The following is a 16600-nucleotide window of genomic DNA, read 5'->3' on the forward strand; positions in this document are numbered from 1 at the left end:
GATGAGTAGACCTACCGGACCGAAGGCATCAGCAGGTCGGGAAGGAAGAGCGTGATCTGGGGGAAGAAGCCTATGAGGAGCGCCACAAGGACCATCACCGCATAGAAGGGAAGAAGTGAACGGGTGAGCGCGCCCATGCCGACCCTGCCCACCGCCATCACCGTGTAGAGCACGAGGCCCACGGGCGGGGTGATCGTGCCGATCATCATCGTCACGACCGTCATCACCCCCAGATGCACGGGGTCGATGCCGAAGGATGCGGCGAGAACCAGGAAAGTCGGCACCAGCAGCACAAGGGCCGCCAACACTTCCATGAACATTCCCACGATGAGGAGGGTCACAATCATCACGAGAATGACGGCTTCCTTGCTGACGAACATTCCTTCCATCAGGCCGACGAGTTGCACGGGCAGGCGCTGGATCGAAATGATCCAGGCGAACACCGCCGAGACGGCGATGATGAACAGGGTTGAAGCCGTGGTCCGCACCGTGGAGAGAAGCGCATCGAATATCTGCTCACGACGGAATTCGAGTGCCGCAATGCCGATGACGAGGATGTAAATGACGACGACCACGCTCGCTTCGGTGGGCGTGAAGATGCCGAGCAGGATGCCGCCCAGGAGGATTACGGGCGCCATCAAGGCGGGCAGTGCGCGCCAGAAGGCCCGGCCAACCTCGGCAAAGCTGGCGCGCGGAAGACGCGGGGCCTCCTCGCGACCGGTCTTCACCAGCACAAAGACAATCACCATCAGGGCGAAGGCCACCAGCAGGCCCGGCACCGCACCGCCCAGGAACAATCGGCCAATGCTCTCCTCCGCAAGGAAGCCGTAGACCACCAATGTGATGGAAGGCGGAATGATGGGGCCGATGGTGGCCGAGGCGGCAGTCACGGCCGCGGAGAAACGGCGACTGTAGCCAGCCTGCTCCATCGCCTTGATCTCGACGGCGCCGAGGCCACCCGCATCGGCCACGGCGCTGCCGGACATCCCGGCGAACAGGACCGACGCCATGATGTTCACATGGCCGAGCCCCCCGGTGATATGCCGGACCAGCACGCTCGCGAAATCGAAAATGCGCTCCGTCACGCCCATGCCGTTCATGAGATTGCCGGCCAGGAGGAACATGGGAATCGCAAGCAGCGAGAAGCTTTCGATCCCACCCGAGGCGCGCAGCGTAAGCTGCACCTCCGGCAAGCCGGACACCAGAATATAGGCAGCCGAGGAGAGAAGCATGGTATAGGCGACCGGCATGCCGAGGACGAGCAGGCCGAAAAACAGACCCATGAAGACGAGAGGGTTCATCCGGTCATCTCTTCCCGCTGAATTCGCGGAGTATCGCTTCGAGGGCGAACAGGATCGTCAGCGCCGCACCGACGGCAAAAGGCAGCGTCACGAAGACGAATTTGGAGGTCAGCGTCGAGGCCGGGATCGTACCGAACTGAACCCGAAGCATCAGCGGCCTCACTTGCCAGACCTGCTGGAGGATGAACGCGAGCACCGCGAGCACCAACAGATGGATGATCAGGCGCACGGCACGCTTCGCCCCGTTCCACGGCAGCATGTCGATCAGCTCGATGGCAATGTGGCCCCTTTCCCGATAAACGACTGCGGCACCCAGGAAAGTCATCCAGATCAAAGCGCCGGCGGCAACAGCATCCGTCATGTGGACCGGGGCGTTCAGCACATAACGGGAGATGATCTGGACGCCGAGTGCGGCGACGATGACCACCGCAAGCGCGCAGCACACCAACAGGATGACACGGCAGAGCCCATCCAGAAATGCGGCCATGGGATTTCCCTTTCGAGGCCCGCCTCCGCGACCGGAGGCGGGGTGAACGATGCTGGACCGAGCGCTATTTCAGCGCCTGGATCCTACCCCACCAGCCGTCCGGAAGAAGCTCCTGCGCCTCGAACTTGTCGATCGATCCGGCCACCTTCTCCGCAAATTGCGCGCGGGTCTCCTCGTCCATGTCGCAGAACGTGACGCCGGCGGCCTTCATTCCCTCCATATTCTCGGCCTGCTCCTCCTTCACGAGTTGCGTGAAATAGTCGCCCGCCTCCCTGGCAGCCTCGACGACGATCTCCTGATCTTCCGGACTGATCGCCTGGAACGCGCTCTCGGCCACATAGACCGAGTTCTGCGGATACATCATCCGCGCGTCCGTGACATAGGGCAGGACCTCGTAGAATTTCGAGGAGAAGACCTGCTCACCCGCCGATTCCGTCATATCTGCCACGCCCTGCCTGAGGCCCATATAGGTCTCGCCATAGGCAATGGTCACCGGCACGGCGCCGATCGCCTCCCATCCTGCGATGAACATGGGCAGGTTGGGCGAGCGTGCGCGCTTGCCCGCAACGTCGTCGACACCGTCCACGCAGGCGCTCTTGGTCATGAAAACCCGCGGCAGGCGAAACCAGTTGGTGGCGATGATGCGGACGTTGAATTCCTCGCGAAGGCGCTTGTTCAACTCCGCTGCCATCTCGGATTCCATGAATTTCAGGAAATGCTCCTCGTTCTCGAACACGAAGGGCATGTCGATGACGCCATACTCCGGGACGAGATTCGACGCGTTCGAGCCGGAGGAGATGTAGCCCTCCTGCGCACCGACGGCCATCGCCTCGATCTGGGACGGGCCATCTCCCAACTGAGAGCCCTCGTAGAACTCCACCTTCACCCGTCCCTCCGTCCGCTCCGTCACGAGATCGGCGAAACGCTTCGATGCGATCGTGACGGGCGCTTCCGGCGGATTGATACCGCCGAAGGTCCATGTCACGTCCGCAGCGGCGGGACCTGCCGCCAACATGGCAGCGAGGAGCAAGGCTGTTTGGCTGGATGCATTCTTCATATGGGTTCCCTCAGTGTTGTTGTTGATTGACAGGTTCTCTTGCGAACCTGCTTGCGGTGAAAGCTTTGAACTCGGGTGGTTTCTGCCCGCGCAGAATCCATTGCGCGAGGGGCCCGCGATGGGCCGGCGCGAGTGTGACCCCGCTATGGGTCGCGGCCACGAATATCCCGGGATGCGTGGGGGATTCGTCATAGACCGGATCGCCGTCCGCGGTCAGCACGCGCAAAGCCGCCCAGCTCCGCACGACGCGAGCCCCGGAAAGAGCGGGGAAAAGCCGCACAGCCCGCCGCGCCAGATAGGCAATGCCTTCCCGCGAGGAGCGGTCGTCGAAGCCGGCCTCCTCCTTGGTGTCGCCGATCAGTGCCGAGCCCTCCGGTGTCTGCCTCAGATCCGAGGTGACGACCGGAAGGAACGGCCGCGTCCGTTCCGTCACCAGAATCTGCCCGCGCTGCGGCCGCACGATATCGGGAAAGCCGAGAGGCCGCGCCAGAGTGTTGATGGCCAGTCCCGCCGCGAGCAGCACGCGATCGGCCCGCACCACCCGACGTCCCGCTGTGACGCGGTAGCCGTTGCCGGCGGACGCGATGGACGTCACGGGCGCGTTGGTGAGGAGCTCACCTCCTGCCTTGCCGAAGGCGATGGAAAGCCCCCGGTAAAGCGCCAGTGAATGGCAATCACCGTCCAGGGTCGACACCGAGGCGCCGGTAACCTCCGGACCCACGCCCGGCAGGATCTCCGTCACCTCCTCGCGGCGGATCATGCGCGGACCGCCATCCGGCAGACTGTAACCCGCCACCTTGTCGATCAGCCGGCGGCGCTTCTCAAACTCCGCCTCACCGAGGCACAGATGCAATCCGAGCCCGGTACGGAAATGGGTTTCCACACCGGCCAGATCGATCAGCTCCGTCTCGAGCGCCTTCCAGTCCGCTACGGCACGCCTGGTCCAGACCGCATAATCGCGCCCGCGCGCACCCTTGCTCTGTGCCCAGACCAGACCGAAATTGCCGCGCGCGGCGCGGAACGCGCCGTCATCGGCATCGAGCACCAGGACGTCGGCGCCGAACCGGGCAGCTCCAAGCCCCACGGCGAGGCCCACAAGCCCACCGCCGACAACCACCAGTTCCCGTGTGCCAAGATCCTGCATGCTCGAGAAAAAGACCCTACCGCATCTCCATTCCTGACGATTTCCGACGGGAGGAGATAATTCAAATAACAATAACAGCGGCAGCAATCCTGTTATGTTATGGAAATCCCCAATGAGCAGCTCGCCCGCCGCCCCGTAGCCCATGCCAAGCTGGGTGCCACGGCGCCCGAGAGGATGGCGCTGAGCCCTGGTTTTGCCCTGAGAAGCCAGCCGTTCTCGATTCTTAAAAAAAGTCACAAAACAGTGTTAGGGACGTGGTAAAGTGCACTTACTTGGGGGGCATCGTACCGTTTGCATGGGAGGATGCCATGGAATACGAAAAGCAAACAGACGCCCCGCAAAGGTTGGCAACGGCTATCCGCCACTATGTACGGAATCGCCGCAGCACCTATCCGATCTCGATCTCGGAAATGGTTCGCCGGTCGCAGTATGCGCTGCCCGGCCTGAACATCTCGGAGAACGAGCTTGCAGACCTGATCGCGCGGGAGATCATCACGCTGGGCGGGAATGTCTCGTTCGACTGGCGACCCGCCCAGGATGCCGCCTCCCGCGAAATCCGGGCCTAAGCAGCACGAGTTCTCACGGAAGATCGGACACGCAGCTCCGCTGATCCGCGCCAATCGGCGCGGATCAGCCCTGGCACGGAATCGAGAGCAACCGCACTCGAGGCCGCTCACTCAGCGGTTGGTCTTCTCCTGGTCGATGAGGTGCGACGGGGCGGCCTTTGCGGCATCGTCCATCAACTCGTACCACATGGCGTTGAGCACCGCGAAAGCGGCAGCGAGCGGAAGGCCGAGCATCCATGCGAAGTACCACATATGCATTTTCCTTGGTTCAATAGGCGTGGCCGGATTCGTCGCGGATCGCCTTCTCGTCCACCTTCCCCCAGAGCACGCGATAGACCCAACTCGTGTAAGCGACGATGAGCGGGATGAAGATGGCCGTGACGACCAGCATAATAAAGAGCGTCAGGTGGCTCGATGAGGCGTCCCAGACCGTCAGGCTGGAATTCGGATCGGCCGACGAGGGCAGGATGAAAGGGAACATCGAAAGCCCCACGGTGGAGATGATGCCGATGATCGTCATGGCGCTCGCAAGCAAGGTCAGCACCTGCTGGCGCGCGCTCAGGAAGAGCAAGGCGCCCACCCCGGCCGCAAAGCCGAGCGCTGGCGCGATCATCATCCAGGGATGGGCGGCATAGTTCCCGAACCAGGCGCCGGCCTCCAGCACAACCGTCTTGGCCAGCGGGTTCGACGGGCCGGAGGTGACGATCTCGCTCGTGATGCGGTAGCCGTCGATCCCGGCCCAGAGCCAGAGGCCGCCAAGCGCGAAAAGGAGGATCGTGGCGATCGCCGCCAAGCCCCCACAGGTGCGCGACCGCACGGCCACAGGCCCTTCGGTCTTGAGCACCAGCCAGGCTGCGCCGTGCATGACGAGCATGGCGACGGACAGCAGCCCGCAGAGCAGCGCGAAAGGGTTGAGCAGTTCGACAAGCGTGGTGCCATCGTAGAAAATGCGCAGATCGGATTCGAAGCGGAAGGGCACGCCCTGGAGAACATTGCCCACCGCGACGCCGAGCACCAGTGCCGGGACGAAGCCGCCCGCGAAGAGCGCCCAATCCCATGCCTTGCGCCAGGCTACGCTCTCCCGCTTCGATCTGTATTTGAAGCCGACCGGCCGCAGGATCAGCGCGAAGAGGATCAGGAACATCGCGAGGTAGAAACCGGAGAAGGAGACCGCATAGAGCGGCGGCCAGGCGGCGAAGATGGCGCCGCCGCCGAGGATGAGCCAGACCTGGTTGCCTTCCCACACCGGGCCGATGCTGTTGATGACCACGCGCCGCTCGATATCGGTCTTTGCCACGAAGGGAAGCAGGGCACCGGTGCCGAGATCGAAGCCGTCCATCACGGCAAAGCCGATCAGGAGCACGCCCAGAAGCACCCACCAGATGACACGCAGGGTTTGGTAGTCGATGAGATCATGAAGGATCATGATTGTTACTCCGCGGGAACGAGCGAAGGGGGAGCGACCGGTGTCCTCGACTGGTGGTCCGGCTCCGGCCCCTTGCGGATGGCGGCGACCATCAGCGACATCTCAACGATGAAGAGCGCCGTGTAGATGAGCGAAAATCCGAGAATGGTGAGAAGCACCGTGGAGGCCCCGAGATTGGAAACGGCGGCCGCCGTCGGCAGAACGCCTTCGATGATCCAGGGCTGGCGCCCGAACTCGGCGACGACCCAGCCCATCTCCGCCGCGATCCAGGGCAGCGGGATGGCGAGCACGGCCAAGCGCAAGAGGAGAGGGTAGCGGTCCAGCCGGTGGCGCGCCGACAGGTAGAAGAAGACCGCCGTCAGGAGGATGAAGAAGAAGCCGAGGCCGACCATGATGCGGAAGGACCAGAACAGGGTGGGCACATGCGGCACCGTGTCCGAGGCCGCCCGGGCGATCTGCGCGTTCGTCGCCTGGCGCGGATCGTCCACGTAGCGCTTGAGCAGAAGGGCGTAGCCGAGGTCGAGGCCGTTCTCCTCGAACGCGGCGCGCACGTCCTCGGGGATCACGCCGCTGCTGCCGGCCGTGCGGATGTCCTGCAGCGCGTCATAGGCGGTGATGCCCCGCCGGATGCGGGTTTCCGCATGGGCAACGAGTTCTTCGATGCCGGGAATCTCGGTGGTCAGCGAGCGGGTGCCGATGAGCCCCATCACCCAGGGCACATGCACGGAATAATGCGTCGTCCGCGCCTCCTGGTCCGGGAAGCCGAAGACAGTGAAGGCGGCCGGCGCCGGCTCCGTCTTCCACATGGCCTCGATGGCGGCGAGCTTCATTTTCTGGTGCTCGGTGGAGAGATAGCCGCTCTCGTCGCCGAGTACGACGACCGAAAGAGCCGAAGCAAGTCCGAAGGAAGCCGCCACCGTCATGGAACGCTTGGCGATCTCCAGATGCCTGCCTTTGAGCAGGTACCAGGCCGACACGCCGAGCACGAAGACCGCCGCGGTGACATAGCCGGCCGACACCGTGTGAACGAACTTGGCCTGCGCCACGGGATTGAAGAGAACGGCATAGAAATCGTTGACTTCCATGCGCATGGTCTGCGGATTGAACACGGAACCGACCGGGTTCTGCATCCAACCATTGGCGATCAGTATCCAGAGGGCCGAAAAGTTGGAGCCGATCGCCACGGCCCAGGTGGCCGCCAGATGGCCGAGCCTGGAAAGCTTGTCCCAGCCGAAGAAGAAGAGGCCGACGAAGGTCGCTTCGAGGAAGAAGGCCATCAGGCCTTCGATGGCGAGCGGCGCCCCGAAGATGTCACCCACATAGTGGCTGTAGTAGCTCCAGTTCATGCCGAACTGGAATTCCATGACGATGCCCGTTGCCACGCCCAGCACGAAGTTGATGCCGAACAGCGTGCCCCAGAACTTGGTCATCTGCCGCCAGATGGTGCGGCCGGTCATCACGTAGACCGTCTCCATGATGGCGAGCAGGATCGACAGTCCCAGAGTGAGCGGCACGAACAGGAAGTGATAGAGCGCGGTGATCGCAAATTGCAGCCGCGACAGGTCTACGATATCGAGTTCCATGGCTACAGCCGGTGTTCCGGCCCTCCTTGCTCATGCGGCAGACTCCGATGGCGTGCCTGCCTGGTTGAACTCCTGCTCAGTCGGGTCTCAGCCCCTCGAGCACGGTGCCGTACTCGGCGGTACCGCGGCCAAGCGCGGCAGCGATTCGCCCGCCACGCAGCAGCACCAGCCGATCGGCAAGCGCCGCCTCCCGCCGGATATGCGTGGCGATGACGAGCGTACGGCTGCGCGAGCGCCGGTCGATGCGGGCGAGGACATCCCGAGCCGTGGGCCCGTCGAGCCCTTCGGTCGGCTCGTCGAGCAGCCAGACCGGCGTATCGCGCAGCAGAAGACGCGCCAGCGCCAGGCGGCGCGCCTGCCCGCCGGAAAGCCCGGCGCCCCCCTCGCCCAGTTTCGTATCGAGGCCCTCGGGCAGCGCCGCGAAAAAGCGATCGAGGCCGGCCGCACCGAGTGCTTCGACCATCTCCCTGTCCGTGGCGTCGGCCCTGGCAAGCGCCAGATTGCCGCGGAGGGAATCCCGGAAGAGCTCGGAGCGCTGGGTCAACAGCGTGGCGGGTTTCGCGGCGGCAAAGCCGCCGAGCGGTGCCAACTCCGATGCAAGTACGGAGAGAAGCGTCGACTTCCCTGCCCCGCTCTCGCCGAGCACGGCAATGCGTTCGCCCGCGCGGACTCTCAGCGACAGGTCGGCGAGAACCTGCCGGCGCGCACCGGGATAGCCCGCGGTGATCCCCCCGAGTTGAATCGCGATCTCGGGAACGAGCGGAGCCGGAAGCGCGGCTTCGCCTCCGGGTTCAGCCAGTTTCGGGCCGATCCGCCGGGCTGCAAGCACCGTTCTGCCGAACTCGACCGCGCCCCGCCGCAGGGCGCCGAAAGGCTCAAGGCAGGCCATGCCGACAAGCACCGCAAATGCGCCGAGGGGAGCGGTAATCATGCCACGCTCCGCGAGCGCGGCTGCGGCAAGCAGCGTACCGGCCAGCAGCGCCGAACCCGCTATGCCAAGCGCGAGGCCCACATCCGCGTCGATCCCGTTCAGGGCGTCGTCGGCCTCTGAAAGGCGCGTGTCGGCGCGGGCGACCGCACCCGCCTGGGCGCCCAGCCTGTTCGCCATCACAAGGTCGACCTGACCGCGGATGAGATCGATTGTGCGGCTCCGCAGCACCTCCAGCGCATGGGCGCGGCGGCGGGAGAATTTTTCCGCCCGGCGGGCGGCGAGCGTCGGAACGCCAAGCCCGATGGGCAGGAGGACAAGGCCGGCGCCGAGACCCAGCAATGGATGCAGGAACCCAAGCGCCACCGAAGCGGCAAGTGCAGCGCCCGTCGCGGCGAAGGCGGGGACGATGACGCGCAGATAAAGGGAATCAAGCGCGTCGATATCGACCGTCAGCCGGAAGAGCAGGCGCGAGGGGCGCTTAGCAAGCACCCGCGAAGCATCGGCCCGGGCCCAGCCGCGGAAGAGCCGTTCACGCAGGCCGGCCAGCACGCGCAGTGTGGCATCGTGCGTCGTCAGCCGCTCGCCGTAGCGCGAGGCGGTGCGACCGAGTGCGAGCAGGCGGATTCCCGCCGATGGTGCAAAGACGTCGAAGGCCAGCGCCGTTGCCACGGATGCGCCGGCGATCGCAGTGGCGGTGATGAACCAGCCAGAGAGGCCCAGAAGCGCGATGCCGGCAAGAACGGTGGAAAGCGCCAGCATGGCGCCGGCGGCGAGCATTCGCCGGTTGCCCGACCAGAAAAGTACGAGCACCGGGCGGAGATGGCGGGCCGGGCTCATGCGCAGCCCTCCCCCGCACAAGCCGCGGGCAATGTGACGATGCGGTCCATGCGCGCGGCCAAAACCGGATCGTGCGTTGCGACGATCAGCGTGCGACCCGCGCTTGCGGCGAGCAGCATATCCGTGATCTCCGCCGCCGTGCCGCGGTCGAGATGGGCCGTGGGTTCGTCCGCGAGGATCAGGCCGGCGCCGGATGCCGCGGCTACTCGCGCCAACGCGAGGCGCAGGGCTTCTCCGCCGGAGAGCCCTCTTCCGTCCTCGCCGAGGGCGGCGGAGCCGCGCCGTGCGGACAATGTGTCGAGGCGGGCGAGCTTCAGGGCATGGCCGATGTCCGCCGCGCCGATTCCCGGCCGTCCGAGCGCGACATTGCCCGACAGCGTCCCGGAAAAGAGGTGCGGAGTCTGGCCGATCCAGGCCATCCCGGCACGCAGCCGGGGTGCGGTGGCGTCGTTCAGCGGCTCGCCGCCGATGCGGATCACGCCCTCCTCCGGTCGGGCCAGGCCGGCGATGAGAGCCAGGAGCGTCGACTTCCCTCCGCCGCTCGGCGCAGTGACGGCGACGTGCTCGCCCGGCCGGATTTCCAGTGCGAGACCGTCGAAAACCGGCTCGACTTGTCCCGTGTACCGGAAGCGGAGATTCTCGATACATGCGCCAGGGGCGTGAACGGAGGCGGCTTTGGCAGGCGCGTTCTCGACAGCGCCCAGGAGCGCCGGCCCTTCCACGGCTACCTTGCGGACGGCTTCTAAAGCGGCCTCGCCTGCTGCCCTGTCGTGCCAGACCGAGGAGAGATCGCGCAGCGGCTCGAAGAAAGCGGGCGCGAGGAGCAGGATGAACAAGCCTTCCCCAAGCGGGAGCTTGCTGCCCCAGGCTCCGAAATCAAGCGCGCCGAGATAGTGGAATCCCACATAGACGGCGACCATCGCCACGCCGAGCGCGGCAAAGAGCTCCAGCACCGCCGAGGAGAGGAAGGCGATGCGCAGGACCGCCATGGTGCGCTTGCGCAGGTCTTCCGCGTTGTCGCGGACACGGCGCGCCGTCCGGTCCACCGCGCCGAAGGTGCGGATCGTCGAAAGGCCCCGCAAGCGGTCGAGCAGGAAAGCGTTCATGCCGCCCATTTCGGCCAGCTGCCGCTCGCTCGCCTCCTTTGCGCGCCAGCCGATCAGCGCCATGAAGAGGGGAATGAGGGGGGCGGCGACGAGCAAGATCAGCGCCGCCGCCCAGGAGAGCGCCAGCACCGAGGCAAGGATGGCGAGCGGCACGAAGGCCGCCTTGTAGCGCAGCGCCGTGAAGCGCGCGCGATAGGGCACGATCGCTTCGGCCTGCTCGGCAAGCGTGCTGGCGACGAGCCCCGAGGAGGGTCGGGAGGCATCGATCGGGGAGCGTCGCGCCAGCTTGACGACGGCATCGGCTCGTAACGCCGTGAGCTGCCGGCGGGCGGCGCTGAAAGCAATACGCGTTCCCGCGCGGTCCATGACGGCGCGCATGACGCCGATCAGGAGGATGCCAGCCGCCGGCAGGACCGCCTCGCCTGCTCCGGCGCCGGCGCCCATATTGCCCACGGCAAGGCTGAGGAGGGCAGCCTGGGGAATCCAAAGGAGCGCAGCACCCGATTGCAGCGCGACGGCGGCCCTGCCCGGCGAAGCCGTGGCGGTGCGCAACCGCGGCGCGGGCTCCGCTTCCTGGAGTGCCGGTGCGGCATCAAGAGCGCCGAGCGACGTCATCTCTCACCGCCATCCCTGCGCTTGCGGCCGATGGAGACGATGCGGTCCTTGGCATCGAGAAGCTTCGTCACCTTCGAGCCGAGGCTGAGCAGCATGGCGAGACGATCGGTGTCGAGCTGCTTCACATCCTCGTACCAGTTGGTGAGCTGCTCGATCAGGCCGTTCATCTCCCCCAGGCGCGCCTGCGCGAAGCGCTCCTGATCGCTGCCGGGCTTCTGCATCAAAAGCTCGCGCAGGACCGACAGGGTCGGGTCGACCTCGCGCTTCTTGCGCTCCTCCGCGAGCGTCCGCAGGATCTGCCAGACATCGTCGGGCGTGGTGAAGAAATCACGCCGGTCATCGGGCAGATGCTTCAGGATCACGAGATTCCACGCCTGGAGCTCGCGCAGGCTCATGGACACGTTCGAGCGCGAGATGCCCAGTGCGTCGACGATCTGGTCAGCGCAAAGAGGCTCCTCCGACACATAGAGCAGTGCATAGATCTGGCCGACGGTGCGGTTGATGCCCCAGCGGCTGCCCATCTCGCCGAAATGGAGGACGAAGGACTGGATCAGCGGTGGCAAATTCATGATATGCACCTCATGACGGTAATTTCAGAAATTACTGAAATTCATGTACAGACAGAAATCCGCCGATGCAATTCCTCCTCTCGGGGTGTGCTGTTTTGCAGCAGGCTGAAAAGCCTGCCGGAGTTTGCCTTCACGCGGAGGGAGCGAGGCCTGCGATTCAGGTCGTTAGAGGAGGACAGCATCGGCGCGGCTACGCTCCGATCACTGCGCATGACTACCTGCGGCAGCGCATCGCGGCCGATCTCGCAAAGCACTGAACAAGCAGGGCGGCGGGCCATCGCCGCCGCATCCCACCGCGTTGCCGCGTTCGCGAAGGTGGACGCTATTCGCCGACAATCCGCGCCAACGCGTCGCCGGCCGTTTATTACAGGAATTCCACCCCGGCGCGGATCGATGCTCTTGATCCCGCGCCGCCGCTCCGCGATACGGGTGCGGGGCGCTTCGACGGGATTCCCGACTTGCCCATTTTCGAGGCGGCCCTGGAAGCATTCACGCCACTCTTGGCGTACAGAACGAAAGGCGAGATCTCGATGTGGAAGCCGGCGGATCCAGTCGGTGCCGGAAACTCACGGCTCGGCACGGGATTGAAGTTCCTCGCCGCGTTGGCGTGCGGTACACTCGGCGGCGCCATCTTCTACCGGCTCAACCTCCCGCTCGCCTGGATGCTGGGCGCCATGACGGCCTGCGGCATCGCGGCCTTGATAAGCCTGCCGATCGCGACGCCCGGCTATATGCGCCCGCCGATGTCCGCGGTGATCGGTTCCATGCTCGGAACATCCTTTTCGCCGGAGATCTTCGTAAACCTGCCGCATTGGATCGTGCCCCTGCTGGGGTTGGTTGGCTTCCTGATCGTCTCCGGCGCCGCCTGCTATTTCTATTTCAGGCGGGTGGTCGGCCTGGACCGGCCGACAGCCTATTTCGCCGGCATGCCCGGCGGCCTGATCGACATGGTCATCCTGGGCGGGGAGAAAGGCGGAGACGAAAAGAGCATCGCGCTGATCCACGCCGCGCGGATCTTCCTCGTGGTCCTGTGCTTACCGACCCTGATCCAGCTCGCGACGGGCGTCACCTTGGATGCCCAGTCAGCCGCCTACCGGCCATGGTCGTCCGTCCACGCGGAAGGCGTGTTCTGGTTCGCCGTCGCTGCCGCCGGCGGCTCGCTGCTCGGGCATCTTCTCCACCTGCCGGCCAAGTTCCTGATCGGTCCGATGCTGGTGAGCGCGGGGCTGCATCTCGGCGGTTTCACCGATTTCGTGCTGCCCAGCGGCGCGGTCGCCGCGGCCCAGGTCGTTTTGGGAGCAACGGTGGGCGGCCGTTTCGTCGGCACGGCGCCGCGGACGATCCTGAGGATACTGGCGATGTCCGTCGGCTCGACCGTAATCCTCCTGCTCATCACGCTGCTGTTCGGAGAGGCCATCTCGCATTTCACGGACGTCCCGCTCGAGGGGCTGCTCCTGGCCTATTCCCCGGGCGGGCTTGCCGAGATGAGCCTGGTCGCCTTTGCGCTGGGCCTGGAGGTCCCCTTCGTGGTCGCCCATCATATGGCCAGGGTGTTTCTCGTCATCGCGGGCGCGAGCCTCCTCTTCCGCTTCCTGCCGCAGGGGCAGAAGGGCGGTCGATCCTAGGAAAGCGGTTAAAGCCGCGCCTGCGGGGCAGCAGGCCTGCCGCCAGGCGCCGAGGCACGGGCCTTGCCGGGCGGCTGGCCCATGAGGCGCTTGTAGGCGCGGGCGAAAGCTGCCTGCGAGCCGTAGCCCAGCCGCTTCGCGACGGCATCGATCGCCATGCGGTCGCGCCCGATCCACTGGGCGGCAAGACGCATGCGCAGCGTCGCAAGATAGCGTTGTGGCGTCATGCCCGTCGCCGTCACGAAGCGCTCGGCAAAGACAGAGCGCGAGTTGCCCATCTCCGCGGCCATTTCTGCCACGCTCCAATCACGGCCGGGATCGCGATGCAGGGCAGCGATCACGCGTCCGAGCCTGGGGTCGCGTAGCGCATCGATCCACCCGGTCGCATCGCCGCAACCGCACTCCACCCATCCGCGCACGATGCTTGCCGCAACGACATCGGCAAGCCGCGCCAGGATGCCGGCGGAGCCTGCGCGCTCGGCCGTCATCTCGCGCTCCATCGCCTCGAGGAGCGGCAGGATTTCCGGTTGCCGGGAAACGAGCTCACTCACCGACATGACCTGCGGCATGAGGCCCACCAGCGGATGCAGCGCGTCGAGTTCGAATTCCATCCGGCCAGAGAAGATCAGGACATCCTTGGTGCGGCATGTCTCCTCCGGACATTCCCGGATGGCGCAGATATTGCCGCAGAGCGGCATGGTCTCGAAGCTGTCCAGGGAGCGTATCGGCACGCCGGGCGCGGAGAGCAGAACGTGGCTGTCGCCGCGGGGTATGAGCACGGCATCGCCATCGGAGAGTACGCGCGTCCCGCACCCTTCCGACTGGAGATGAACGCTTCCCGCCGCGACGAAGTGGAAGCGGGCCTCGGAGGCGGCCGGAAAGCGAACGCCGAAAGGCGGCGCAAGGCGCAGTCTGCCGTAGCTCGCGCCGCGAAGGCGCATGCCCATCAGCAGCTCGCTGACGGGATCGATTCCGACGCGCTGTTGAAATCCGGAGTTTCGATCAAGCATTCCGGATCAACTAGCATGGATCGTCCGGAAACGCCACCCATCTGCTGAGAACCTTTATCGTGAGAGGATCCTGCAGATGCATCAAGCGACAATTTCAGAAGAAGACGATGCCTCCGGGGCGCGGCCTGCCTGGGGGGCGGTCATCTCCATGAGCCTCGGCGTGTTCGGGCTCGTCGGCGCGGAATTCCTGCCCGCGAGCCTGCTCACCCCCATGGCGGCAGATCTCGGCGTGTCGGAAGGCATGGCCGGTCAGGCGGTGACTGCGACGGCGGCCGTGGCGCTCGTCACCAGCCTGCTCGTCACCGCCGCGACGCGGCGGATCGACCGGCGTCACGTGCTGCTCGGCTTTTCCATCCTGCTCATCCTGTCGAACCTGCTCGTATCGATCGCCCCCAACCTGCCCCTCCTGCTTGCCGGGCGAATCCTGCTCGGCATAGCGCTTGGCGGGTTCTGGACCATGTCGGCGGCGACGATCATGCGGCTCGTGCCTGAAAGGCACGTCCCGAAGGCGCTTTCGATCATGTTCTCCGGGGTGTCGGCGGCGACCATCTTCGCGGCGCCCATGGGTAGCTATCTCGGCGACCTCGCCGGCTGGCGCTTCGTTTTCCTCGCCGCGGCCGGCCTCGGCGTGCTGGCGCTCGCCGTGCAGTTCGCCACGCTTCCGTCCCTTCCGCCGCGCGGGCAATCACGCCTCGGCACCATGCTCGAGGTGCTCTCCCGCCGGGCGGTCGCCATCGCAATGGCGGCGATCCTCCTCGTGTTCACCGGCCATTTCGCCTTCTTCACCTATATCCGCCCCTTCCTGGAGACGGTGACGGGCGTGGGCGTGACCGGCATCTCCGCCATCCTTCTCGGCTTCGGCATCGCCAATCTTCTCGGCAACTATCTCGGCGCCTTCCTGCTGGAACGCTCCATGCGGCTGACGCTCGCCATCATGCCGCTAGCCATGGGCACGCTTGCGTTGACGCTCGCGAGCCTCGGCGGCAATGTCGCAGCCGACGCGGCCATGGTGGCGCTGTGGGGCCTCGCCTTCGGAGCAGTGCCCGTGGCCTGGTCCACCTGGATCACGCGCGCGGTGCCCGACGAGGCCGAAAGCGCGGGCGGCCTCTTCGTCGCGGCGATCAACTTCGCCATCGCCACGGGTGCCGCGGCCGGTGGCCTGATCTTCGACGTCAACGGCGTTCAGTCCGTTTTCCTGGTGAGCGGCGCCGTGCTCATCGCCGCTGCCGCGACGATCCTGACCCGCGTCCAGACGCGGGCCGTCCCCAAGCCTGCCTGAGGACCATTACAGCAGGATGCGCCGCCACGGGGCGGCGCATCCGTCAGAATCCCGGCCCTTGGTCGATCATACCTGCGCACCCGCCTTGATCTCGGCCAGTAGCCATGTGCGGAAGGCCGCGATCTTGGGAGCGTTGCGGCGTGCTTCCGGATAGGCCAGCCAATAGGCCTTGCCGTCGCTGCATATGAGGTCGAAAGGCTGGATGAGGCGGCCGGTCGCAAGCTCCGCCTGGAAAAAGGCAGGTGTAAGGATCGCGACCCCCTGCCCCGCAATTGCCGCTCCCCCCTCCACGGTCTGCGAGCCCATCCGGTTCTGCGGGCGTCCTTCCAGGCCAGCCGGCGAAACGCCTGCTTCCGTCAGCCATTGCGCCCACCACGGGTCGTCCGGACCGATGATGGGAAGCCGGAGCAGATCCGCCGGCTCCTTCACCCCGCCGATGCTCTCGGCAAGCGCCGGGCTCAGCATCGGGGTGAATTCCATGCGCATCAACATGTGCGTCGCAAGCCCCGGCCAGTTGCCGTCGCCGGAGCGGATGGCGACGTCGATCTCCTCCCGCGCGAAATCGACGAACTGATGCGAAAGGTCCAGCCGGACGGCGAGCGAGGGATGTGCGACCTGGAAAGAGCCCAGATGCTGCGCCAGCCAGTTGGTGGCGAAGGTGGCCACCGTGGTGATCGCGAGCGTGCCCTGGGCGCCGCTGCGCGCGGCGGCGAAGGCCTCACCGATCAGTTCGAAGGCCTCGGTGACCGCCGGCGCCAGCCGCTTTCCAACTTCGGTGAGGCTCACCTGCCGTGGCCGCCGCAGGAACAAAGGCGCGCCGAGCCGATCCTCGAGCACCTTGATCTGATAGCTTACGGCTGCCTGGGTCATGCCCAGCTCCGCCGCCGCTCTGGTGAAGCTCTGATGCCGCGCCGCAGCCTCGAACACCCGGACGGCGGAGAGGGGCGGAAGCTGCATTGACATAAGGTCTCCTTATGCATGGTGATCGACATTCAATTAGAAAATACTGCATTTCTGCGTCAGATTAAACGCCAAGACAACAGTACAACTGATTGAAAGGCGAC

The 16600-nt window shown here is 65.4% G+C and carries 15 protein-coding genes; 3 read left to right on the forward strand and 12 right to left on the reverse strand.

Going from position 1 to position 16600, the window contains the following annotated elements; all coding sequences use genetic code 11:
- Positions 1 to 11: 11 nt before the first annotated feature.
- The 4 genes from PVE73_RS19675 to PVE73_RS19690 form a co-directional block, all read right to left on the reverse strand.
- On the reverse strand, positions 12 to 1301 hold the full coding sequence (locus PVE73_RS19675) for a TRAP transporter large permease (protein ID WP_277363861.1): 1290 nt from the start codon (positions 1299 to 1301) through the stop codon (positions 12 to 14).
- 4 nt (positions 1302 to 1305) lie between these two features.
- The gene (locus tag PVE73_RS19680; protein ID WP_277363862.1) at positions 1306 to 1788 is read right to left on the reverse strand and encodes a TRAP transporter small permease subunit; all 483 of its coding nucleotides are present in this window, start codon (positions 1786 to 1788) and stop codon (positions 1306 to 1308) included.
- A 64-nt stretch (positions 1789 to 1852) separates the two neighbouring features.
- Entirely contained in the window at positions 1853 to 2845 is a 993-nt protein-coding gene (locus PVE73_RS19685; protein ID WP_277363863.1) for a TRAP transporter substrate-binding protein, read from the reverse strand.
- A 10-nt stretch (positions 2846 to 2855) separates the two neighbouring features.
- Positions 2856 to 3989, reverse strand: a complete 1134-nt coding sequence (locus tag PVE73_RS19690) for an FAD-dependent oxidoreductase (protein ID WP_277363864.1) — start codon at positions 3987 to 3989, stop codon at positions 2856 to 2858.
- Between the two features lie 308 nt (positions 3990 to 4297).
- Between PVE73_RS19690 and PVE73_RS19695 the strand changes: the two genes are divergently transcribed.
- Positions 4298 to 4555: a hypothetical protein gene (locus PVE73_RS19695; RefSeq protein ID WP_277363865.1), complete on the forward strand. Its 258-nt coding sequence runs from the start codon at positions 4298 to 4300 to the stop codon at positions 4553 to 4555.
- 111 nt (positions 4556 to 4666) lie between these two features.
- Here PVE73_RS19695 and cydX read toward each other — a convergent pair whose 3' ends face one another.
- The 6 genes from cydX to PVE73_RS19725 form a co-directional block, all read right to left on the reverse strand.
- Positions 4667 to 4807, reverse strand: a complete 141-nt coding sequence (gene cydX, locus PVE73_RS19700) for a cytochrome bd-I oxidase subunit CydX (RefSeq protein ID WP_277363866.1) — start codon at positions 4805 to 4807, stop codon at positions 4667 to 4669.
- A gap of 16 nt (positions 4808 to 4823) precedes the next feature.
- Positions 4824 to 5981 (reverse strand): cytochrome d ubiquinol oxidase subunit II, encoded by a 1158-nt coding sequence (gene cydB, locus PVE73_RS19705; RefSeq protein ID WP_277363867.1) that lies wholly within the window; start codon positions 5979 to 5981, stop codon positions 4824 to 4826.
- 5 nt (positions 5982 to 5986) lie between these two features.
- Positions 5987 to 7564, reverse strand: coding sequence for a cytochrome ubiquinol oxidase subunit I (locus tag PVE73_RS19710; RefSeq protein WP_277363868.1), 1578 nt, complete (start codon positions 7562 to 7564; stop codon positions 5987 to 5989).
- Positions 7565 to 7640: 76 nt separating this feature from the next.
- Entirely contained in the window at positions 7641 to 9332 is a 1692-nt protein-coding gene (locus tag PVE73_RS19715; protein WP_277363869.1) for an ATP-binding cassette domain-containing protein, read from the reverse strand.
- Complete coding sequence (cydD, locus tag PVE73_RS19720) at positions 9329 to 11053, reverse strand: thiol reductant ABC exporter subunit CydD (protein ID WP_277363870.1); 1725 nt, start codon at positions 11051 to 11053, stop codon at positions 9329 to 9331. Before cydD ends, PVE73_RS19715 begins: the two co-directional genes overlap by 4 nt.
- Positions 11050 to 11622: a GbsR/MarR family transcriptional regulator gene (locus tag PVE73_RS19725; protein WP_277363871.1), complete on the reverse strand. Its 573-nt coding sequence runs from the start codon at positions 11620 to 11622 to the stop codon at positions 11050 to 11052. Before PVE73_RS19725 ends, cydD begins: the two co-directional genes overlap by 4 nt.
- A 530-nt stretch (positions 11623 to 12152) precedes the next feature.
- Here PVE73_RS19725 and PVE73_RS19730 point away from each other — a divergent pair.
- Positions 12153 to 13247, forward strand: coding sequence for an AbrB family transcriptional regulator (locus PVE73_RS19730; RefSeq protein ID WP_277363872.1), 1095 nt, complete (start codon positions 12153 to 12155; stop codon positions 13245 to 13247).
- An 8-nt stretch (positions 13248 to 13255) separates the two neighbouring features.
- Here the strand turns inward: PVE73_RS19730 and PVE73_RS19735 are convergent, their stop codons facing one another.
- Positions 13256 to 14194, reverse strand: coding sequence for an AraC family transcriptional regulator (locus tag PVE73_RS19735; RefSeq protein ID WP_277363873.1), 939 nt, complete (start codon positions 14192 to 14194; stop codon positions 13256 to 13258).
- Between the two features lie 139 nt (positions 14195 to 14333).
- Here PVE73_RS19735 and PVE73_RS19740 point away from each other — a divergent pair, with 139 nt between their 5' ends.
- Positions 14334 to 15536 (forward strand): MFS transporter, encoded by a 1203-nt coding sequence (locus PVE73_RS19740; protein WP_277363874.1) that lies wholly within the window; start codon positions 14334 to 14336, stop codon positions 15534 to 15536.
- 66 nt (positions 15537 to 15602) lie between these two features.
- On the opposite strand, the gene gcvA is transcribed toward PVE73_RS19740, so the two are convergent.
- Positions 15603 to 16499, reverse strand: a complete 897-nt coding sequence (gene gcvA, locus PVE73_RS19745) for a transcriptional regulator GcvA (RefSeq protein WP_277363875.1) — start codon at positions 16497 to 16499, stop codon at positions 15603 to 15605.
- Positions 16500 to 16600 lie beyond the last annotated feature (101 nt).

It is taken from the genome of Chelativorans sp. AA-79 (genome assembly GCF_029457495.1).
GTDB lineage: Bacteria > Pseudomonadota > Alphaproteobacteria > Rhizobiales > Rhizobiaceae > Chelativorans.

Excerpts from the sequence above, each read along its gene's own strand:
- PVE73_RS19695 (WP_277363865.1), top strand. The coding sequence starts at position 4,298 with ATGGAATACGAAAAGCAAACAGACGCCCCGCAAAGGTTGGCAACGGCT.
- PVE73_RS19710 (WP_277363868.1), bottom strand. The coding sequence starts at position 7,564 with ATGGAACTCGATATCGTAGACCTGTCGCGGCTGCAATTTGCGATCACC.
- PVE73_RS19715 (WP_277363869.1), bottom strand. The coding sequence starts at position 9,332 with ATGAGCCCGGCCCGCCATCTCCGCCCGGTGCTCGTACTTTTCTGGTCG.
- cydD (WP_277363870.1), bottom strand. The coding sequence starts at position 11,053 with ATGACGTCGCTCGGCGCTCTTGATGCCGCACCGGCACTCCAGGAAGCG.
- PVE73_RS19725 (WP_277363871.1), bottom strand. The coding sequence starts at position 11,622 with ATGAATTTGCCACCGCTGATCCAGTCCTTCGTCCTCCATTTCGGCGAG.
- PVE73_RS19675 (WP_277363861.1), bottom strand. The coding sequence starts at position 1,301 with ATGAACCCTCTCGTCTTCATGGGTCTGTTTTTCGGCCTGCTCGTCCTC.
- PVE73_RS19740 (WP_277363874.1), top strand. The coding sequence starts at position 14,334 with ATGCATCAAGCGACAATTTCAGAAGAAGACGATGCCTCCGGGGCGCGG.
- PVE73_RS19730 (WP_277363872.1), top strand. The coding sequence starts at position 12,153 with ATGTGGAAGCCGGCGGATCCAGTCGGTGCCGGAAACTCACGGCTCGGC.
- gcvA (WP_277363875.1), bottom strand. The coding sequence starts at position 16,499 with ATGTCAATGCAGCTTCCGCCCCTCTCCGCCGTCCGGGTGTTCGAGGCT.
- PVE73_RS19690 (WP_277363864.1), bottom strand. The coding sequence starts at position 3,989 with ATGCAGGATCTTGGCACACGGGAACTGGTGGTTGTCGGCGGTGGGCTT.
- cydX (WP_277363866.1), bottom strand. The coding sequence starts at position 4,807 with ATGTGGTACTTCGCATGGATGCTCGGCCTTCCGCTCGCTGCCGCTTTC.
- PVE73_RS19735 (WP_277363873.1), bottom strand. The coding sequence starts at position 14,194 with ATGGGCATGCGCCTTCGCGGCGCGAGCTACGGCAGACTGCGCCTTGCG.
- cydB (WP_277363867.1), bottom strand. The coding sequence starts at position 5,981 with ATGATCCTTCATGATCTCATCGACTACCAAACCCTGCGTGTCATCTGG.
- PVE73_RS19685 (WP_277363863.1), bottom strand. The coding sequence starts at position 2,845 with ATGAAGAATGCATCCAGCCAAACAGCCTTGCTCCTCGCTGCCATGTTG.
- PVE73_RS19680 (WP_277363862.1), bottom strand. The coding sequence starts at position 1,788 with ATGGCCGCATTTCTGGATGGGCTCTGCCGTGTCATCCTGTTGGTGTGC.